Annotated in this window: 20 protein-coding genes; 17 read left to right on the top strand and 3 right to left on the bottom strand. The window is 35.0% G+C overall.

What is annotated here, in order from left to right; translation table 11 throughout:
• Positions 1 to 385 precede the first annotated feature (385 nt).
• The 11 genes from SLH48_RS04650 to SLH48_RS04600 all read left to right on the top strand — a co-directional run bounded on the left by SLH48_RS04650 (position 386) and on the right by SLH48_RS04600 (position 11,700).
• Positions 386 to 1,909, top strand: a complete 1,524-nt coding sequence (locus SLH48_RS04650; protein ID WP_320257199.1) for a long-chain fatty acid--CoA ligase — start codon at positions 386 to 388, stop codon at positions 1,907 to 1,909.
• A 22-nt stretch (positions 1,910 to 1,931) separates the two neighbouring features.
• Complete coding sequence (locus tag SLH48_RS04645; protein ID WP_320257198.1) at positions 1,932 to 3,110, top strand: CaiB/BaiF CoA-transferase family protein; 1,179 nt, start codon at positions 1,932 to 1,934, stop codon at positions 3,108 to 3,110.
• Between the two features lie 39 nt (positions 3,111 to 3,149).
• Positions 3,150 to 4,328, top strand: coding sequence for a lipid-transfer protein (locus SLH48_RS04640; RefSeq protein ID WP_320257197.1), 1,179 nt, complete (start codon positions 3,150 to 3,152; stop codon positions 4,326 to 4,328).
• Between the two features lie 97 nt (positions 4,329 to 4,425).
• Positions 4,426 to 4,869, top strand: a complete 444-nt coding sequence (locus SLH48_RS04635) for a MaoC family dehydratase N-terminal domain-containing protein (protein ID WP_320257196.1) — start codon at positions 4,426 to 4,428, stop codon at positions 4,867 to 4,869.
• 112 nt (positions 4,870 to 4,981) lie between these two features.
• Positions 4,982 to 5,368, top strand: coding sequence for a MaoC/PaaZ C-terminal domain-containing protein (locus tag SLH48_RS04630; protein WP_320257195.1), 387 nt, complete (start codon positions 4,982 to 4,984; stop codon positions 5,366 to 5,368).
• A 325-nt stretch (positions 5,369 to 5,693) separates the two neighbouring features.
• Positions 5,694 to 6,506, top strand: coding sequence for an SDR family NAD(P)-dependent oxidoreductase (locus SLH48_RS04625; protein ID WP_320257194.1), 813 nt, complete (start codon positions 5,694 to 5,696; stop codon positions 6,504 to 6,506).
• A 210-nt stretch (positions 6,507 to 6,716) separates the two neighbouring features.
• Positions 6,717 to 7,832 (top strand): 4-hydroxyphenylpyruvate dioxygenase, encoded by a 1,116-nt coding sequence (gene hppD, locus SLH48_RS04620; protein ID WP_320257193.1) that lies wholly within the window; start codon positions 6,717 to 6,719, stop codon positions 7,830 to 7,832.
• Between the two features lie 196 nt (positions 7,833 to 8,028).
• Positions 8,029 to 8,655 (top strand): flavin reductase family protein, encoded by a 627-nt coding sequence (locus SLH48_RS04615; protein WP_320257192.1) that lies wholly within the window; start codon positions 8,029 to 8,031, stop codon positions 8,653 to 8,655.
• A 79-nt stretch (positions 8,656 to 8,734) separates the two neighbouring features.
• Positions 8,735 to 9,643, top strand: a complete 909-nt coding sequence (locus tag SLH48_RS04610; protein WP_413785392.1) for a fumarylacetoacetate hydrolase family protein — start codon at positions 8,735 to 8,737, stop codon at positions 9,641 to 9,643.
• 12 nt (positions 9,644 to 9,655) lie between these two features.
• On the top strand, positions 9,656 to 10,810 hold the full coding sequence (locus SLH48_RS04605) for a homogentisate 1,2-dioxygenase (protein ID WP_320257191.1): 1,155 nt from the start codon (positions 9,656 to 9,658) through the stop codon (positions 10,808 to 10,810).
• A gap of 539 nt (positions 10,811 to 11,349) precedes the next feature.
• Positions 11,350 to 11,700, top strand: a complete 351-nt coding sequence (locus SLH48_RS04600; protein ID WP_214481835.1) for a hypothetical protein — start codon at positions 11,350 to 11,352, stop codon at positions 11,698 to 11,700.
• Between the two features lie 37 nt (positions 11,701 to 11,737).
• Here the strand turns inward: SLH48_RS04600 and SLH48_RS04595 are convergent, their stop codons facing one another.
• Positions 11,738 to 12,334 (bottom strand): TetR/AcrR family transcriptional regulator, encoded by a 597-nt coding sequence (locus SLH48_RS04595; protein WP_320257190.1) that lies wholly within the window; start codon positions 12,332 to 12,334, stop codon positions 11,738 to 11,740.
• A 148-nt stretch (positions 12,335 to 12,482) separates the two neighbouring features.
• Between SLH48_RS04595 and SLH48_RS04590 the strand changes: the two genes are divergently transcribed.
• Together SLH48_RS04590 and SLH48_RS04585 are read left to right on the top strand one after the other, a co-directional pair.
• Entirely contained in the window at positions 12,483 to 13,370 is an 888-nt protein-coding gene (locus SLH48_RS04590; protein WP_214481833.1) for an ABC transporter ATP-binding protein, read from the top strand.
• Positions 13,367 to 14,176 (top strand): ABC transporter permease subunit, encoded by an 810-nt coding sequence (locus tag SLH48_RS04585; protein WP_214481832.1) that lies wholly within the window; start codon positions 13,367 to 13,369, stop codon positions 14,174 to 14,176. Before SLH48_RS04590 ends, SLH48_RS04585 begins: the two co-directional genes overlap by 4 nt.
• A 355-nt stretch (positions 14,177 to 14,531) precedes the next feature.
• Here SLH48_RS04585 and SLH48_RS04580 read toward each other — a convergent pair whose 3' ends face one another.
• Together SLH48_RS04580 and SLH48_RS04575 are read right to left on the bottom strand one after the other, a co-directional pair.
• Positions 14,532 to 14,831, bottom strand: a complete 300-nt coding sequence (locus SLH48_RS04580; protein ID WP_320257189.1) for a hypothetical protein — start codon at positions 14,829 to 14,831, stop codon at positions 14,532 to 14,534.
• A 27-nt stretch (positions 14,832 to 14,858) separates the two neighbouring features.
• Entirely contained in the window at positions 14,859 to 15,050 is a 192-nt protein-coding gene (locus SLH48_RS04575) for a hypothetical protein (protein ID WP_320257188.1), read from the bottom strand.
• A 359-nt stretch (positions 15,051 to 15,409) separates the two neighbouring features.
• Here SLH48_RS04575 and SLH48_RS04570 point away from each other — a divergent pair, with 359 nt between their 5' ends.
• From SLH48_RS04570 to SLH48_RS04555, 4 genes are all read left to right on the top strand, one after another.
• Positions 15,410 to 16,300, top strand: coding sequence for a MoxR family ATPase (locus tag SLH48_RS04570; protein ID WP_320257187.1), 891 nt, complete (start codon positions 15,410 to 15,412; stop codon positions 16,298 to 16,300).
• Positions 16,301 to 16,310: 10 nt separating this feature from the next.
• Positions 16,311 to 18,233: a cobaltochelatase CobT-related protein gene (locus SLH48_RS04565; protein WP_320257186.1), complete on the top strand. Its 1,923-nt coding sequence runs from the start codon at positions 16,311 to 16,313 to the stop codon at positions 18,231 to 18,233.
• Between the two features lie 254 nt (positions 18,234 to 18,487).
• Complete coding sequence (locus SLH48_RS04560) at positions 18,488 to 18,718, top strand: excisionase family DNA-binding protein (RefSeq protein ID WP_320257185.1); 231 nt, start codon at positions 18,488 to 18,490, stop codon at positions 18,716 to 18,718.
• A gap of 668 nt (positions 18,719 to 19,386) precedes the next feature.
• Positions 19,387 to 19,959 carry a TetR/AcrR family transcriptional regulator gene (locus SLH48_RS04555; RefSeq protein ID WP_320257184.1) on the top strand — a complete coding sequence of 191 codons (573 nt, stop codon included), beginning with the start codon at positions 19,387 to 19,389 and terminating at the stop codon, positions 19,957 to 19,959.
• The last annotated feature ends 201 nt before the right edge of the window (positions 19,960 to 20,160 follow it).

Genomic DNA, 20,160 nt, shown 5'->3' with positions numbered 1-20,160 from the left:
AACTTAATAAGCTGTGCTATTTTTAAAAAAAGTAATCAGAGGAACCCACATGTTATGTAATGCTGTTTTCGCATTGGTGGTTGCATATTGTACGAAGAACTAGATACTACCTTTTCTCATTTATAATGAGGTCAATTACCATAAAATTATTAATAGCCGTTCTAAATTAGTCTCAATATCAACATAGGTTACGAGTAGAGCCGTAATTAATGAACAATTTCTGTAATTGTATGTTATATGTGGAAAGGAATGAATTTTTAGCGCTGTGTCTGACCACTCACATTGAAAGATTGTAATACTAAAAGACTTAAAGTTCGTTTAATAGTTGTTCTCAGAGATATTGTACACGATATTGGTCACGTAAAATAATATAGGGGGGATCAATTTGAATATTGGAAGTTGTCTCGCGATCAATGCAAGAAGGCATCCAGAAAAATGGGCTGTGATATTTGAGGACAGAGAGTATACGTACAAACAGTTAAACCAAGTTGTAAATCAACTTGCGCACGGTCTTCTAAAACTAGGAGTAAAAAAGGGTGAAAAAGTCGCTCTATTACTTAAGAATTCAGATTATTTCGTAATTAGCTATTTTGCTGCTGCGAAAATAGGTGCTGTAGTCGTTCCGCTTAATTTTCGTCTCATGGCACGTGAATTAAATTATATTTTGCACCAATCAGATAGTGTTGTTGTGATATATGATCAAGAGTTTGATGACATTATTTATGAAGCAAAACAAGACGTTCATTCAATAAGGCAAGTAATAGCAGTAACTCGTCCAAACAGACCTGAACATCTTTCAATCAAGGAGGTAGTATCTGAAAACATTTCGGAACCAGAGGTAGAAGTTATAGAAGAGGATGATTTGCATATTTTATATACGTCTGGAACGACAGGCTACCCAAAAGGTGCTTTATTTGATCATAAACGAGTATTAAACCTCGTCATTGCATCAATCGGGACAACTGGTTTAGCTTCATTTGAAAAACTATTACATGTTGCACCTCTTTTTCATAGTGCTCAATTAGGTTTATTTCTCATTCCTGGTATTAGTGTGGGTGCATCACATGTCATTCATAAAGAATTTAATCCTGTCGAAGTACTGAGAGCAATTGAAAAATATGAAATTACGCAATATTTTGGAGTACCAACGATGTATAACTTTTTATTGCACGTACCAAATGCAAAGGAATACAATTTGAGTTCTATTAAAAAGTGCTCATACGGTGCAGCACCAATGGCACCAGAACTCGTGAAAAAAAGTATGGAATTATTTCAAACTGATCAATTTTATAATTTATGTGGATTGTCTGAAGGAGGACCGGCTGGAATTTTTCTAACACCGGAAGATCATAAAGAGAATTTGGGTGCGTCAGGGAAGGATCCAACATTGTTAACTGAAGCAAGGGTTGTCAACGAACAAGGTAAGGACGTAGTACCTGGTGAAGTAGGTGAATTTATTCTTCGCGGTGAAACGATTATGAAAGAATATTACCGAAAGGAAAAGGAAACTCAAGATGCATTACGTGAAGGCTGGTTATTTACCGGGGATTTAGCAGTGAAGGATGAACATGGTTTTATTAAACTAGTAGACCGTAAGAAAGATATGATTATATCAGGCGGTGAAAATGTCTATTCAATTGAAGTAGAAAATTGTTTATACCAACATCCTGCTGTTATGGAAGCCGCAATTATTGGTATTCCTGATACGACTTGGGGAGAAATTGTAACCGCTGTCGTCGTTTTACACCAACAAAAAGCTGATGAAGAAGAACTAATAAATTTTCTTCGGCAACATCTAGCTGGGTATAAAGTACCGAGAAAGGTACTATTTGTCGATCAACTCCCTCGAAATGCTTCAGGGAAAATAATGAAATATAAACTTCGGGAACAATTTAATAAAGTGAAATAATGTGAAAGAGCGGTGAATTCATATGTCTCTTTTATCTTCGCTAAATATTCTTGATTTTTCTGGGCTGCTACCAGGACCATATGCGACGATGTTTTTAGCAGATTTAGGTGCAAATATTTTAAGAGTTGAATCTCCATCAAGGCCAGATTTGTTACGCATGACACCACCTATCGATGGCGAAGATTCAGTAGCACATCAATACTTGAATCGTTCAAAGCGTGCTATTGCTCTAGACTTAAAGAGAGAAGAATCAATAGATATAGTAAAAAAGTTAATTCATAAATACGACATAGTGTTAGAACAATTTCGACCAGGTGTCATGGATAGATTGGGCCTTGGTTATAATGAGCTAAAACAAATTAACCCCGAGTTAATATATTGCTCATTAACAGGGTACGGGCAAACAGGCCCGTATCGTAATAGAGCAGGACACGATAATAACTATTTGTCCATATCAGGAGTTACTAGCTATTCAGCTAGAAAGGGGTCCGTTCCAACCCCTTATGGGATTCAAATAGCAGACGTAGCAGGAGGATCCCATCATACTGTTATTGCCATATTAGCTGCAGCATATCACCGACAATTAACAGGTCAAGGGCAGTCAATTGATGTAAGCATGACAGATGCAGCATTTGCTTTGAATGGGATTTCTGGTGCTGGGTACCTAGCAAGTGAAGTAGAGCCAGAAGCAGAAGTATTAATGCTAAATGGTGGAACTTTCTACGATTACTACGAGACTAAAGATGGACGTTACTTTTCTGTTGGAAGCCTTGAACCGAACTTTAGAAAGCAACTTTGCGAAGCTGTCGGAGCTGAGGAATTGTTATCTCTTAGTTTAAGCATGAGTAAAGAGGATATGGAATTGTTTAAAGACAAATTAAAGTATATATTTCGATTGAAAACCTACGAAGAGTGGATACCAATATTTAATAAATTCGATGCTTGTATAGAGCCTGTTCTTCATTTTTCTGAAGCCGTTCATCATCCACAAATAAAAGCGCGTAATATGATAGCTGACGTACCGAAGGATGAAGGAGGAAGTCAAAAGCAACTTGCTTGTCCTATTAAGTTTTCTTCATTTCAACCATCATACAGTCATGTAGGTAGCCAGTTAGGTTATCATACTGATGAAGTCTTGGAAGAATTAGGATTGAAGAAAGGTCAAATAAGCTCTTATAAGAAAGATGGAATTATCGGGTGAAATAAACATTAACAGGAATTAATGGGAGGTTATGGTATTATGAGCAAAGCAAGAATAATTGGAGCTGATATGGTGAAGTTCGCTAAACCAGGTAAAAATGATCCGTATGAGGATATGGCTGCAAAAGCGATTAGTGGGGCATTAATGGATGCTGGAATAGGCATTGACGAAGTACAACAAGCTTTTGCAAGTTATGTTTATGGCGAAAGCACTTCTGGTCAAGCTGCAATCTATAAAGTAGGAATGACTGGTATTCCAGTCGTAAATGTAAATAACAATTGTTCAAGTGGATCAACAGCGCTTTTTTTAGCACGTCAAGCTGTTGAGTCAGGGTCAGCTGAGTGTGTTCTTGCATTCGGTTTTGAAGAAATGAAACCTGGTGCATTGCAATCTGTATGGAATGACCGTACATCACCCCTTAATCTGTTTCAAGATAAATTAGATGAATTAACTCCACTAACTAAAGGGTTCCCGTTAACTTTGCGCATTTTTGGTGAGGCTGGAAACGAATACTTACGTAGATACGGTGCTAACCCAAATATTTTTGCTAAGGTCGCTGTAAAGACAAGAAGTCATGCTGTCAATAATCCTTATTCCATTTTTGATACCAAACTAACAGTTGATGAAGTATTAAACTCCCCAGTCGTTTATCCAGAGCATTTAACAAGATTATGTGCTTGTCCACCATCTTGTGGTGCAGCCGCTGTCATTGTTTGTACTGAGAATTTTGCGAGGAAAAAAGGAATTGGTAATGCTGTTGAAATCGTGTCACAAACGATGGCAACAGATACAATTTCAACCTTTCAAGACCCAATCAATCTAGTTGGAGCAGACATGACAAAGCGTGCGGCAAAACAATTATATGAACAAGCTGGAATTGGACCAGAGGAAGTCCATGTAGTTGAATTGCATGATTGTTTTACACCTAATGAAATACTTACTTACGAAGGTCTGGGGCTTTGTCAAGAAGGTGAAGCAGAAAAGTTCATTAACGATGAGGATAACACATATGGTGGGAAATATGTTATTAATCCTTCTGGAGGACTAATGTCAAAGGGGCATCCACTTGGTGCAACAGGTCTTGCGCAATGTACGGAGCTCGTATGGCAACTAAGGGGTCAAGCAGACAAAAGACAAGTTGAAGGTGCTAATATTGCTTTACAGCATAATCTTGGATTAGGTGGTGCTGTTGTAGTAACGATGTATAAAGCTTCGTAAAAGTATATCTTTGTACATTCCAGTTTAATAAAATGTCACGATCTTATAGTTACCAATATTACTAGTTTACTAGTAAATGATAAAGGAGTGATGAGTTTTGCTAAAAGACATATCTACAAAAGTTGGAATGAAGTTTGAACCATACACATTTTCTGTCGAACAAGGAAAAGTGAAAGAATTTGTTTTAGCAATTGGGGATAATAATCCGATTTATTATTCAACTGAAGAAGCAAGAAAGCAGGGCTATGTTAAAATACCAGTTCCTCCAACATTTTCAACAGTTATTGATATGTGGGGTGGTGCTGACTTTGATTCATTAGTAAACGCACTTGATTTAGACGCTTTGAAAGTGTTACACGGTGAACAATCATATGAATATGTCGGCATGATTTTTGTTGGGGATGTAGTAACAGCAGTAAGTCAAGTTGTTCATGCTAATACAAAGAGAAATATGAATTTTATTACGATAGAAACAACTTATTCGAACACTGATAAAGAAACAGTATTAATTGGAAAATCGGTTATTATAGAGCGGCATTAATATCCCATTCTTTACTCTGATCGACTTGAGTGGATTAATGTAAGCTCACCGTTGGTCTAGTATCTAATATGACATAAAAACTAAAATGATTATAGAGGAGAGGATTCAATTTATGAATGATCTTCAAGTGATAGAGAAAGACAATATTTCTCACACGCAAATCGTGAAATATGCTGGAGCATCAGGTGACTTTAATCCGATTCACACAGTTGTACCAATTGCAAAAAGTGTAGGTTTACCAGATGTTATAGCCCACGGTATGCTCGTTATGGGACTGGCTGGTGATGCACTTACACAATGGTTTCCAAGAAAAGATTTACGAAAATTTAAAGTAAGATTTTCCAAAATGACTTTCCCAGGAGAGAAGCTGTCAATTTCCGGAAAAATTGTAGAAGAAAAAAACGAAGATGGAAAAACCATAATGTGCGGAAAAATATTGGTACAAAATGAAAATGAGGAATTGAAGCTTAAAGGTGACTTTGAAGTTTTGAAAAATTAGACACAGTAAAGATATTAAATAAATCTGAGGAAATTTAATCTTGAATAACTGTGTTAGTCTTGTTTGTCACTTTCTAGCACATTAAAAAAATTGTGGTACTCGGAGTTATCCATCCATATTCTTTTACGTCTTTTTTCCTCTTTTTGAACACGCCAATAGTAGACTTTGCTACTATTGAGACTAGTTTGAGACAGTGACAGAAAGTTGATGCAATTGACTTTATGAAAAATGAGAAATGATGTCACGATAATTTTTTAGTGCAAAATCAAAAATCTAAACGGAAACTGCCTAAACGAAAATAGAGACAAGGAAGGGAGATAAGGTAATGAAAATGTTAGAAAATCAAGTTGCAATTATTACAGGATCTGGACGAGGAGTTGGAAGGCAAGTTGCTGAATTGCTGGCTGAACATGGGGCTCGTGTTGTTGTGTCAGATAAAGATCAAGAACCTGCCGAAGAAGTCGTTAGTGCAATTAAAGAAAAAGGTGGAGATGCTATTTCAGTTAATGGAGATGTCACTTCTTCAGAGTTTCCAAAACAGATTATGGATGAAACGATTCAAGCTTATGGCAAGCTGGATATTTTGGTGAACAATGCTGGCTACACATGGGATGGGATGATCCATAAAATGACAGATGAGCAATTCCAAGCCATGGTCGATATTCATTTATTTGCTCCATTTCGACTTATCCGTGAAGCAACACCATATTTAAGAAATGCTCATAAAGATGACGTGGCAAAAGGTGTTGATCATTATCGGAAGATAGTAAATGTCACATCAGTAGCTGGAGTGATGGGCAATGTGGGGCAAGCGAATTATTCATCTGCCAAAGCTGGCTTAATCGGCTTAACGAAAACAGTTGCTCGAGAATGGGCACCTTATCATGTGAATTGTAATGCAGTCGCATTTGGTATGGTTGAAACGAGGCTAACACAACCAAAAGAAAAGGGTGAATCTGTAAATGGTGTTGCAATTGGCATTCCAGAAAATATGAGGCAGATGATTCAAATGTCTATTCCTCAACAAAGAGCAGGAACAGCTTTAGAAGCTGCACAAAGTATCTTCTATCTAGCATCGCCATTATCTAATTATGTAAATGGTCAGGTGTTAAATGTGAACGGTGGCTTTTATTCTTAACAATATTCTCAATTATTAAGTTTTCTTAGATAAAATAATATATGTATATAAGACTAAAAAGCTAGTTATCTCTTAATTGAGTTACTAGCTTTTCTGTATTCAACTAAAGCGTTTTGGCTTCACAGTATACTCTTGAGTCATACGCCATTTTTTTACTATTATAAAATTAAGAAAATTAATTATTTTATGAAAAATAGGAGGTTTATGTGAATGAAAGAACAATTGTTAGAAACTGTAGAGAAGCAAGAGGAATTTTTTCCAGTAAGAGATGTAGACTATATTGAGTTTTATGTTGGGAATGCGAAGCAGGCATGTCACTATTTTTGTAGAACATTTGGCTTTAAACCAATAGCTTATTCTGGTTTAGAAACAGGGAATAGAGAAACTATCTCGTACGTTATTCAACAGAATAATATTCGATATATTTTAACAGGTACATTAGAATCGGAAAGTCGAGTATCTTCTTTTGTTAAAAAACATGGCGATGGTGTACGGGATGTAGCATTAGTTGTAGACGATGTAGATAAAGCATACAGTGAAGCAGTAAGTCGTGGAGCCATTGAACTTTTACCGCCAACTATATTATCGGATAAAAACGGATCAGTTAAAAAGGCGGTCATCGGTACATACGGTGACACAATTCATAGTTTAATCGAACGTACAAATTATAACGGAACTTTTTTACCAGGTTTCGAAAAAATTAATATGAATATACCATATGATGATGCTGGTTTAATTGCAGTTGATCATGTTGTAGGAAACGTTGAAGAGATGGAGCAATGGGTTACTTATTACGAAGAAGTAATGGGCTTTAAGCAATTAATTCATTTTGATGATGATGATATAAGCACAGAATACTCCGCGCTAATGTCAAAAGTGATGACCAATGGTGGTAGAATTAAATTCCCGATAAATGAGCCTGCAGAAGGGAAGCGTAAATCTCAAATTCAAGAATATCTAGAGTTTAATAACGGAGCGGGTGTGCAGCATATCGCTTTATTAACGGAAGATATTATAAAAACTGTTTCATCGTTAAAAGCAAATGGAATTGAGTTTCTTGAGACACCAGATTCGTATTATGAAATGTTATCTGAACGTGTTGGGGAAATTGATGAAGAAATTGAGAAGCTGAAACAGTTAAAAATCTTAGTAGATCGTGATGATGAAGGTTATTTATTACAAATCTTCACAAAACCAATAGTCGATCGTCCAACATTATTTATTGAAATTATTCAAAGAAAAGGTGCCAAGGGCTTTGGTGAAGGCAATTTCAAGGCGTTGTTTGAGTCAATTGAACGCGAACAAGCAAGACGCGGGAATTTGTAAGGAACAATTTTCACAATGATGCATTGTTGTTTTTTGTACCAGAAAATTACCGTATATTCAGCTAGTAAACGTGATCACTTTACTTTATAAAAACGGTGAAATCCCATAAGTCTTATCTAACATATGTATTTAATATAGAAAAACATAAAATTTCGAGTCTTATTATACTAATAGTAACTTGAGGAGTTGAGTGCATTTGCAGATCGAGCCAAGCGATATTTCATGGCAGGACGCTTATAAGTTGTTAGTTGGGTCTGTTTTGCCACGTCCAATTGCATTTGTTTCTACAGTTGATGAAGAGGGACGGGCAAATCTTGCCCCCTTCAGTTTTTTTACATGTATTAGTGCTAATCCTATGCTTATATGTTTTGCTCCTATGGTTAGAGGAAGTGACGGTGGGAAAAAGGACACCTTGAGGAATATTGAAAAGACTAAGGAGTTTATCATTAATATTGTAAGCGAGGACATTATTTCACAAGTTAATGAATGTGCAACAGAGTATTCACCTGGGGTTGATGAGTTTACAATAGCGGGACTTGGCAAAGAAGCTGGTCAAAAAGTACAAATACCAAGAGTTCAAGAGTGTAAGATACATTTGGAATGTAAACTGCATGAATTACATCATTACGGTTCTCACCCAGGGTCAGGCAGCTTAGTTGTTGGAAAAGTTGTATTAGTTTCTGTTGCAGACAATTTGTACGAGGATGGAAAAATTAATACTAGTAAGTTAAATCCAGTCGGTAGATTAGCAGGGCATGCGTACACTCGTGCAAATAGCGACACATTTATTTTAACAAGAAACAATATAAGTAAAGAGAAATAGTCTTGATTAATAGTGGAAATTCGTTATTAACAGTAATAATAAAAAGCTAATATAACTTAATGACTAAGGAGGGACAAAAGTGAAATATGTCACCTTCAAGACGGAAGCAGGTATTGAGAGAGCCGGATGGTTACATGAAGAAAAAATAGTCGACATGCATGCTATTAGCGGTGGCAAGCTTCCACATAACTTATTACATTTTATTGAAAACTATGATTCATATATCAATCTACTGAATAATGTACATCTGTGTAATGATGCTATTTACGCACTAGAAGAAGTTAATATTTGTGCTCCACTACCAAAGCCACCAAGTGTTCGAGATTTTTATGCCTTTGAAGATCACGTGAAGACAGCAAGAAGTAGGAGGGGGCTTCAAGTTATTCCTGAATGGTATGAGATGCCAGTTTTTTACTTTTCAAACCATCAAGCGATCACTGGACCTGATGAGCTTATTAAAAAACCAAAGAATTGTAATCGTCTTGATTATGAACTTGAAATTGCATGTGTTATCGGTAAGCAAGGAACGAATATCTCGCGAATAGAAGCGGAAGATTATATTTTCGGGTACACAATAATGAATGATTGGAGTGCTCGGGATATACAAGCGAAAGAAATGAAGGTAGGTTTAGGTCCTGCAAAAGGAAAGGACTTTGCTACATCAATAGGCCCTTATATTGTTACGAAAGATGAACTTGAAAAATATAAAATAGGAGATCTTTATGATTTACAGATGGTGGCTAAGGTTAATGGCAGCACGACATCTGTTGGCAATTTTAATACTATTTATTATTCATTCGCACAAATGATAGAAAGAGCATCGAAGGATGTAACACTATATCCTGGTGATATTATAGGATCAGGCACGGTAGGAACTGGTTGTATTTTAGAGCTTGGACCTGAAAAACAACGATGGTTGGAGCCTGGTGATTTAGTTGAACTAGAGATCACTGGCTTAGGGATCTTAAAAAATACAATTGTAGAGTAAAGGGGGATCTTTGTGTACTACAGGCAAATGGGCTCAATTCCAAAGAAACGGCATATACAATTTAAAAAAGAAGATGGTACATTATATCGTGAACAAGTAATGGGCACAAAAGGGTTTTCTGGAACACAATCAATATTATATCATCACAACATGCCAACGAAAGTTTTAGAAACGAAACATTTTTCAAATCCTGAAATAAAATTTGAAGAAAATTCGTCATTAATGCATCGGCATTTAAGAACTGAAAAATGTACTGCGACAAGTGATGCTTTATTCGGTCGCGAATATTTGTTAGGTAATGAAGACTTGCTTATCGGAGTCGTAAAGCCAAAAATAGCAATGAAGCATTATTACCGTAATGGAGATGGTGATGAACTGTTTTACATTCATTATGGTTCAGGGAAAATTGAAACAATATTCGGTAGTATTTATTATGAAGAAGGAGATTATATAGTTCTTCCAATTGGTACCATTTACCGGATTGTACCGAATACAGAAGTGATGCAAACATTTCTCTTCGTTGAAACGAATAGTCAAATTACATCTCCACGTAGATATCGTAACGAATACGGCCAACTTCTTGAACATAGTCCATTTTGTGAACGGGATATCCATGGACCAGCTCAATTAGAAACGTATGATCAAACAGGTGCTTTTTCAGTATTAACTAAAGCTAGAGGAAGTATGACTGAGCATATTTTCCAACATCATCCGCTAGATGTTATTGGTTGGGACGGGTATTTATATCCGTGGAAGTTTAGTATACATGATTTTGAACCAATTACGGGTCGTATCCATCAACCGCCACCAGTCCATCAAACGTTTGAAGGACATAACTTTGTCATCTGTTCTTTTGTGCCAAGATTATATGATTATCATCCAGAAGCGATTCCAGCACCATACTATCATAGCAATGTTAACAGCGATGAAGTAATATATTATGTTGATGGAAATTTTATGAGTAGAAAAGGGATTGAAGAAGGTTCAATTACGCTTCATCCAAGTGGTATTCCTCACGGTCCACACCCTGGAAAAACAGAAGCAAGTATAGGTAAAAAGGAAACAGCGGAGCTCGCAGTTATGATTGATACATTTAAACCACTAAAGGTTGTCGACAATGCTCTAGAAATAGAAGATCGTGCATATATGTCTAGTTGGAATAAATAATAATTGTGAACTATTCATCCAGCCCTCTAAAAATAGGGAGAAATTAGCCTAAATTTATGATGTTTGCATAAGTATATTGCTTATGCTTTTTTGCATATAGTCGTTTTGTATGTTAATTAGGCTGAACTAGTGTTTTGCCCTTTCATTTGTAGATGGACTTGTTTATTTACATCAATTCTTTGGTGTAAGTTTTTTTTTACTAATAACGGAAATGGCATCGGGTGGCTCTATTCGTAAAGGTTATTGAATAAAATGGTGAGAAGATGTGACTTTATTCATTCAAGTAGAAAAAATATCGCTATATATACATATTAAGCATCATCCTGTGTTGAAACAATTTAAGTTAGTTGTTCCTCTGACGATTCAAATCTTTGTGTAAAATGTTAACACAAATATTGTGTCATACAATAAGAAAAAATAATATATGTGTACGATGAGTGTACATGCTCTTCTTCAAATTAATAAGGCTTTTTTCGTTAATGCTGTTGGTTAGAACAATCCGGAAAAAGTTAATTTTGAAGAGAAGGGGGATAACTGTTATGAACAATATGCGTTGGATGTCAACGATGTTTAACGTAGGTAAAAGGTCTGGACGACTGGTGAATCGCTTTAGAAAGCGAAGAAGGAATAATTGGGTTGCAATGAGTGCATCGGTAGTAGCATTATCCGTTCCTGCTTTACTCGGAATGGTAAGGATGAGAAATAACAAGACGATGACACAGCTAGGTGATGAGATGAAACGCATGGCTGAAAGAATGACTAATAATGCAAATGTTAAGTCACCATTGCCAAATTTCGAATTTGCAGAGGAGCTTGCACCTAACAACCCTAATAACAAAGTAAACAACAAACAACATCAAAATACTACACAGCCGGCAAAAACGAAATGACTAAAGTATTGACCACCTTGAATAAGGTGGTCAATGATCATCGTCTTCCTGCTATGCCATAGAAAAATAAATTAGTAAGATCTTCGATAAATTGCTCTTCACTTGAATATGAAGTTGACAACTGGAGCATTTCCTCACTCTTTTCACTAAACATGTTCAAATAAAAAATTACTAAAGATGGTGCAATATCATTAGCTATTTCACCGTTTCTTTTCGCCTTTTCAATCATTTCTAAGAAAAGGGGAAACACTTTAGTTGAATAAATTTCTTTTACAAACTTATTCATTTCAGGGTCTTGCAGCAATAATTCATTTAATTTTTTTGCAGAGAATTTTTGTATGGTCCCTCTTTTTTGAAATAGAATGAAACTTATTGTTTCCTTAAATGACTTCGATCCTTCTGAAATTAGTTTTTCGTATTCCTCTAGATGTTGAAAGTAGAACGATTTTAGCGCATCTCTGATTAGCTCCTCTTTACTGCCAAAATGATTATAAATTGAGACTTGTGATACGTCGGCTTTATTAGCTATATCAGTAATCCGAATAGCTCTTGGCTCCATACTACTCAATAATTCCAAAGTGGCATTCTTAATACTGTCTTTGATTCGTTGTGCTCGTTTTTCAAACCCATTCATTAAACTATCACCTTTTTATCTCACGTAATATTATGAAATATTTCAATTAATATATTTCATTATACCATTGACTTTAACATTTTAAAAATTTAAAATTAATGTAATGAAACATATCATATATTTCATAAAATTTAAGGAGGAGTGCAAAGTGATTCAAGTCAACGGCCTGACTCAACAATTTTCCAATGACAAAGGGATATTTGATGTATCATTTGAAGTCCATAAAGGAGAGGTTTTCGGTTTCTTAGGCCCGAATGGTGCTGGTAAATCTACTACTATACGGCATTTAATGGGGTTTATGAAACCACAACGAGGCTTTTCCTCAATAAATGGCGTAAATTGCTGGGAAGATCAAGGCAAGGCACGTAGCTACGTAGGTTATTTACCTGGAGAAATTTCATTTTTAGAAGGTATGAGTGGGATGGAATTTATTAATATGATGGCGGGCATGCAAGAAATTAAAGACTTTAGAAAGCGTGATGAGTTAATTGAGCGACTACAATTTGATCCTAAAACACCTATTAGAAAAATGTCAAAAGGAATGAAACAAAAGATAGGTATTGTTGTCACATTTATGCATGATCCAGAAATCTTAATTCTAGATGAACCGACATCAGGTTTAGACCCTTTAATGCAAAAAATATTTATTGATATTGTGCTAGAAGAAAAGGCAAAGGGGAAAACGTTTTTAATGTCTTCACATAGCTTTGCAGAAATCGAAAGGACTTGTGATCGAGCAGCAATCATTAAGGATGGTCGAATCATTACAGTAAAAGATATACATCAACTCCAATCTATGCAAAGAAAAATCTTTGAAATTACTTTTGCAAATGAAAATGATATTGAAAGATTAACAGCTTCCGGGCTTACGGTAGAAGTAATAAAAAATGGAGTAGCTCGGGTTGTCATTCAAGGGAATTATAATGATTTAATTAAAGAATTAGGTAATTACGATATTACCAATATGAGTGTAAGCAACCAAAGCCTTGAGGAAATTTTTATGAATTACTATGATTCAAAGGAGGGGATAAAGTGAATGCACCACTATATAAACAAATGATCAAATCGAATGTTAAGGGGTTTTTAAGCTTCGGAGTAGGGTCAGCTCTCTATGTTATTCTAATGACTTCCTTATATCCATTTATTGCTGACAACGCTGAGCAAATAAATGATATGTTAGAAATATATCCAGATGCTCTAAAACAAGCATTTGGACTTGAGTCTTTCGGGACTTATAGCGAATTTATTTCTGTAGAGTATTTTGGTTTGTTTTTTCCTATTATTTTAGGAGTATTTAGTGTGATGACAGCTGTGCAACTGATTGCAAAACTAGTTGACAGAGGCTCAATGGCGTATTTACTTTCAACCAAAGTCACACGTAGTTCAGTCGTAATTACACAAATAGCAGTATTAGTTAGTGGATTAATAATCATTGTTTTTTTAACATTCATCGGTGGTGTTATTGGAGGAGAATGGCTTATTGATGACCAATATGCAATTGGAACCAACGTATTTTTTAAGATCAATATAGTTGGATTATTATTGTTTTTCGCCGTTGGAGGCTACTCTTTCCTTATTTCTGCCCTGCTGAACGATGAGAAACTAGCATTTGGTCTTGCCGGTGGATTGACTTTTCTCTTTTATGGGTTAGATATGGCAGGGAAAATAAGCACTGACTTAGACTGGTTGAGAAATATCACTTTGTTCTCGCTGTATGAACCGAGTCAGATTGCTATTGGTGAAGGAGATGTATTCTCTTCATCTCTTATTCTATTGAGTATTGGCGTAATCATGTTTATTTTAGCAGTATTCGTTTTTAAACGTCGAAATTTACCTTTATAGTCATTGAATGTTATATCTAGGAGGGCCTGTCTAAAATTTTGTTCTTGTTAACAAATTAGTTATATGTATCATTGATTACAGAAGAATAGATGTCAAATAGATGTCCCCAACTCTAGTTGCGAATGTGTTTATTTCTTAATTCGAAAAAAAGACCAATGTGAAAACAGCAATAAGAAAAAATTAAGCTAGCCTATCCCAAAGGCTAGCTTTAATTAGTATAAGGAAAAAATGATTGTTTGATTTTTTTTTATATATTATTAATAACGTAGTTAACCTTTGCAACCACTGAGATTTACATGAATTAGTATCATCTGTTTCCTTCAAACCAGCATTTAGTAAACAAAAATTAACATTGTCAATTACTATACTGACTGTTCTTATTTTTTTGGAAGGATGGATGATGTGAAGCTTTCCTGTCATGGATTCCAGCGTATTCATGCCACCTACTCATTCTTGGAACATTGAAGTAGTTAAATTGCTCCCATTTATACACTTTGCCTTTTACTAGCATTCCTTCTTGCAATACTGCAAATATACTTCTGTCACCCGTCCAAGTAACGAGAATAGTTAATAAAAAGAGGTTCGGGAAAGTCTCAATAATACTTTTATTGTTTATATAACCCAAAACCAAAACAGTAGTTAGTATTAGTGTCATGCTAAAAGTAGTTCATTTGATTATTTTCTATTGTTTGGATGCAAAGGAGTGATTTGTAATGATCATGCCGTCGACTAACATGCCGTGTTGTTGAAGGTCTTTTGGCGTAGGATATACTAATGTATCAGAGATTTGGATCAGTTTTTTTGTTTTATTATAATGAAATATGGTTAAGCCAATAAGTAATATTAATAAAATAGTATCTAGTACTAACATCATGCATGCAAAGCACTTTTACCTAACACAAATATAAGTAACAATAATGTATAATAATTGTAGTTAAATAAGTAAATTCGTCAATATAACCTAGATTCCTCAGTATCTTCCTTATATACTTGCAGATAATTATTTATCAATGAGCACACATCTTGCCAACTTACTATTATTCTTTATACAATACATTAAGTAATATTTTTTTAAAAGTAGGCTGAATGAGCATATACTTTTCAATTTAACGCACAAATAGAATTTCGAAGAATCTCTTCCTCTATAAACTTTACCTTGCTATTTTTCATTCCATTAGCAACAAAGTTATCGAAAAGAGCCATAAAAATTATAGAAGGGTTTGTAACTACAGCATGACAGCTAACATAAATACGATACAATTGCCTAATCAAATAAGTAATATACTGAAAAGTAGAACCAATAATAAGTATCAACAAGAGGACAGTTTCCTAATTGGAAAAGGTGGTTATACGAGCGACAATACAAATATTTTATTTGATGCCATCGTTGCACTATCTTTAGGAAAAAATGTGTTGCTTAAAGGACCAACAGGATCAGGTAAAACGAAACTAGCTGACACCTTATCTAGCTTGTTTCAGCAGCCGATGCATAGCGTTAACTGTTCGGTTGATTTAGATGCCGAAGCTTTACTTGGATATAAAACGATTAGTGACGTCAATGATAGACCGACAATCGATTTTATTCCGGGTCCAGTAATAAACGCGATGCAAAAAGGGCACCTCTTATATATAGATGAAATTAACATGGCAAAGCCAGAAACATTACCTATTTTAAATGGTGTCTTAGATTATAGAAAGATGATTACAAATCCATTTACTAGTGAAGTAGTTCAAGCTGAAGAAGGGTTTGGAGTCATTGCTGCCATTAATGAAGGCTATGTAGGGACAGTTCCTTTAAATGAGGCGTTAAAAAATAGGTTTATTGTTATTGAAGTACCGTATATTCAAGGTAATAGTTTAGAGAATGTTCTCAAAGAGCAATCAATGTTATCAGATGAAAAGCTAATTAAATCGTTTGTCACTCTATCTGCTGATTTAATTACACATGTGAAACAAGGGAACATATCTGAAGAGGCTGCTTCAATACGTGCACTTATTGATACATGTGACTTAGCAGTTCACTTACCTCCTGAAAGGGCTGTTCAACGAGGTATTATTGATAAGCTCGAAGATGAAAGAGAAAAGTCTGCGGTAAAAAATATAGTCGAAACTCTATTTGAATGAGGAACTATTAATGAAGCCGATACAATTTAACGATAAAAAGATTGATTCTTTCTTATTTATGGAGTTATCTGACCTTGCTAAAGCACTCACAAAAAACGAAGAAGTCGAGGTAGAGTTTGGCTTTCGTTCTTATTACGATGTCATTCAACAAAAAGCATATGTTAGTCATTTTTGGGATCTTCGAGAGCGTCAGGAAATGATAGCTGGTTTAAAGAGTGAAGTATATTTACGTTGCATTGGTAATATAAACCATACTAATATGCTGGAATATAAAGCTTTTGTCAGGAAGATAAAATCTGCAAATCTTACAAGCTTTGCAAAGCAATTGTTTATGCTTCTTGAGGATATTCGTTTAGAAGGAATTTGTATCCGACAAAGACCAGGTACGAAAAAGGCATTTGTTAAACGAAGAGAAGTTTATAGAAAGTATTTTGAAGATCAACTTAAAGTCAATATAGTAAAAAGCGTATATACAGATGCACTATTTAATGCAATTTATTTACTCATTACATCCGAGTCACCGTTAGAAGAAATTCCAACTATTAATCAGAGCGTTGATTTAATCATTCCGTTTCTTCAAAGAGAGCTTCCAAATATATATGAAGCATCAAATACTGAAGATACTACAAAAATATGTTGGACAATCATAGAAGTTTTGGATGAAGTATTAACAGCTGATATGTTAAACATTTACTTCTTGTTGCCAGAAACGGTGTTGCTAGAAATTGATAATGGGCAAACATTCAGTGACTTAAAACGTAAAGATAAATTGAAGAATGACGACATGTTGACAAAAAATCACGATGATGAAGACAAGCATGAAGATGCACTCCCGACATGGCATCGAGAAACAGAAACGACAACAAAGAGCTTTTTGCAATTTGATCTAGAGCAAGGAACAAAGACAGATCTTATCGGACAAGGTGTAAGGAAAGGTGAAAGTGGAGACCAAGCGATGGGTATCGTGCAAGGAAGCTCGCAGCAAAGCTCTCAAAGTGATTTTTCGCAAATGGAATTAATGGAAGGGGATCACGAGGAGAAAAACGTTGGAGGGGATTCCCCGTATGGTAAAGAAAATAGGTATGCTGTCGCTCATCAAGTGGATATTCTGAGTCCTTCAGCAAATGATATAGCTTTATATAGAGACTATAAAACTTTAGTAACACCCTACCAAAAAAAGCTAACACAAACAATTAAAAAAACTGTTGAAGCAAAAAAGATTTTGCCAAAAAATGATTTGCATTTTGGCCGCTTGAATCGAAAACTAACTAAGCTATTAACTGATGATCGTCCACGTATGTTTTATAAAAAAACGAATCCTTCTACACAATTGGACGCTGTTTTTTCATTATTAGTTGATTGTTCCGCATCAATGTTTGATAAGATGGATCACACAAAGAGTGGGATAACATTGTTTCATGAAACGTTGAAGACTCTTTTCATTCCACACCAAATTGTAGGTTTTTGGGAAGACACAGCGGACGCTACAGAAACTAATCAGCCGAACTATTTTCAAACAGTCATCGACTTTCAATCTTCTTTAAGAAAAACGAGTGGTTTTGAAATAATGCAGCTTCAAGCGCAAGAAGACAATCGTGACGGCTTTGCCATACGGTATCTTACTAAGCAGCTACTACAAAGAATAGAAAATCAAAAGTTTTTACTTGTTTTTTCAGATGGTGAGCCAGCGGCCTTTGGCTACGATCAAAATGGTATAGTTGACACGCATGAAGCTGTTCTATACGCAAGAAAAAACAATATAGAAGTGATTAACATTTTTCTGGCAAATGGAGAAATTAGTGAAGGTCAAAGGAGTACCTTCGAGAATATATATGGGAAGTTCAGTATCGTTGTAGAAAATCTTGAAGAGTTATCTGATGTACTATTCCCATTATTAAAGAAGCTATTACTAAAAACGATTCATACTGATTAATTATATGGAATCAGGTAAGATAAACTTACCTGGTTCTTTCCACCTAAATCATGTGTAGATTTACGTAGGTTAGTAGTATGTTTAGTCAATGTAAAGTGAATGTGAAAAAATAAAGGGTTTTTCGTAAGCTTTGTTACTATTTAGAATAGGATATTAGAGGTGTTGACGCTGTTACAAAATTTATGAAAGTAGAAATCTAGTTACAACAAACAGCGAACAATGCGATAACAGCCAATTAAAAGGAATTGATAACAATGTATCTCACAATAAAAGAACTTGCGGATTATTTATCCATACCTAAAGCATCTATTGAAGATTTAATACTACATAAAAAAATTCGAGCTGTATTTGATGGTGAGCAGTATTTAGTTAATAAAGATCAGTTTACGACACATATGGAACAATTAGAAAAATATAAGAAACTAATAGATGAGATACTTCAAGAACCTATCCCAGAGGATATAGATGTGAAGGATGAAGATTGATTGACTATGCGGTACTTCTCACTGCTTAGCTAACGCTTGAGATGGAGCCTTTAAGTTCCACGATCGAGCCAACCTTGTATCCCCCTAAGTGGTACGTACCGTCGAACCTCATGTAGATGTCAAGTAAAGGGAATTTAATCTGTATGGTAATTATTTTACAAGTAGAAGGGAATATTGGCTTTCGCATAGGTTTGTGCGCTCAACTCTATATAATAAGTTGCCGGAGAATGAGTCATAAGGATTTTATTACATATTTTTGCTATCGTTAAACCGAATTCACTTATTCCTTACCATTGAGCTACGCCATTAACATGGTTAATTTAGTTATTGTAAGGTTTCAATTCTCCGCGCAAGTGGCGCTGACCTCAACTAAAATTCTTTGAACGAGATCAAACAATTTACATCCTCATTTATGTAAATTGTTTAAGAGGAATTGTTTTCTACTCAAAAATAAGATACGATAAATGCAAAAAATAACAGTTAAGACTTATATATTAGCTAAATAAAGGTGTTTTCGCATTGATAGTTGTTTTGCGTATTAAAAAATAAGCACATACAAAAATATAGGTTTGGTAACACAACAACAACAAAGTTTATGAAAAGAGCCTTAATAAAAGGAATAACAATTTGTACTTAAACTGTAGCTCTACGGAATGAAGGTGAACTTCATGGGAAGAAAGAAAAGAATAGAAAAAAAAGATCTTTTTGAATCAACTCGTAAATTACTTATTGAAAAAGGGTACGAAGGTTTTCATTTTAAAGCACTTGCTGAACAACTTAGTGTAGGTAGAAGTACCATTTATGAATACTATGCTAATAAAGATGAGCTTATTTTTCATTACATAAAGCACGTTTCAGATAAAATTTATGGTGAATGTAAAAAGATGTTAGAGCATACTGATCCTTTAGTACAGCTTCAAGAATTGCTTACTATTTTTCTTAAGCACGGGGAAACGATTCACGAAATGATCCAAGTATATAAACATATGAAGGCGTCATCAAATCATCATGGTGAAAAAATGGATGTACTTGAAAAAGAAAATGAGCGTTTTTTTGAGATATTAGTTGATGTGATAAAATGTGGGCAACGAGGGTTTGTTATCCGCAATGATTTGCAAGCGCATAGCATAGCCAGTGTCTTTTTTAGTTCTATTTTGATCCCAAATACTTTAAATATGGATATTGACCAATGGAGTGAAACATTATTTACTTTATTTTTTGATGGCATTAAGGCTAAATAGTTGACACTTCTGTCGGGAATATGTGATAATAACTCTGATTAAGGAGTTTTTTTGGACGTATTCGACACATGTGTCGAAAAAAGGGGAGTGATGGACTTAAAAGTTATTTTTGCTATATAACTAAGCTATGATTTAAGAGATTAATAATTTTTTATTCAAACAGTTTGAAAACTTATAACCGATGCAAACCGTGACATAACT

Origin of the sequence: Cytobacillus sp. IB215316 (assembly GCF_033963865.1) — a bacterium.
Lineage (GTDB): Bacteria > Bacillota > Bacilli > Bacillales > SM2101 > Nanhaiella > Nanhaiella sioensis.
The sequence above is the reverse complement of the archived record's forward strand: the minus strand, read 5'-3'. Positions and strand labels throughout refer to the sequence as shown.